A 759-nucleotide genomic window follows, 5' to 3' on the forward strand; every position below is an offset into this window, starting at 1 on the left:
ACCGGCGCCGTTCAGTGTCTAGACGGTGGTGGTTTGACGCTTACGGGGCACGCGAGCGAATCGACCACGATGATTTACCTGCGGTGGGTCGTCGATATGGTCGGACTACCTGTTTCGTTAGCGGACGAGTGAGCTAAGTACAACCATATTCTCGAAGGAACTGCCTATGAGCATACGCAGTAATCTGAATCGCAAAGACCACCTGCGCGAGCAGGCTCAAGCATTAACGCTAGTGGTGGAGCTTGCGCGCCCTGTTTCGGAGGAACCGCTTCGATTCGTCACGGCGCATCCCAGCAAGCCAACGCTCGTTGACCTGAGGGCGTTCGCTACGGGGAAAGACGACGTTCGAGCGCAGGGCAAACTTTGGAAGGGCCCATACAGTGGACGGCCCGAGCTCATCGCCGAAATGGCGCCGGCCATTCAAGACCATCTTCTGCCGTTGGCAGAGAAATCTGTGGCGCTATTCATGAATGCACTGCGGACATGGTGGCGCTTATTCGATGCCCTCGAGGGGACGCTAGCTCCTGGCAATGTCTTAAAATCAACTGCGCAGCTGACTGATTTGCATCGTCAGCGCGCCTTAGACCAAGGCATGGACAGATTGACGTACGGAAACTTTCTGCTACTTGCAAATAAGACCCGCGCCGGGCTCGGGTTAAAACAGCTATTTTGGCAGCGACCCGAGCGGGCAGCCCGTACGCGCCATTTGCCACCTTGAACCGCCCCGGCTTTCGTGGAGGCCGGTTAGTGTGAGTCAGG

At 57.0% G+C, this 759-nt stretch carries 1 protein-coding gene; it reads left to right on the forward strand.

The window, feature by feature from the left end:
* The first annotated feature begins 166 nt into the window (after positions 1-166).
* Positions 167-718: a hypothetical protein gene (locus QWL29_RS26560; RefSeq protein WP_305825851.1), complete on the forward strand. Its 552-nt coding sequence runs from the start codon at positions 167-169 to the stop codon at positions 716-718.
* Positions 719-759 lie beyond the last annotated feature (41 nt).

The sequence above is a fragment of the Massilia brevitalea genome, assembly GCF_030711405.1.
Classification (GTDB): Bacteria; Pseudomonadota; Gammaproteobacteria; order Burkholderiales; family Burkholderiaceae_D; genus Telluria; species Telluria brevitalea.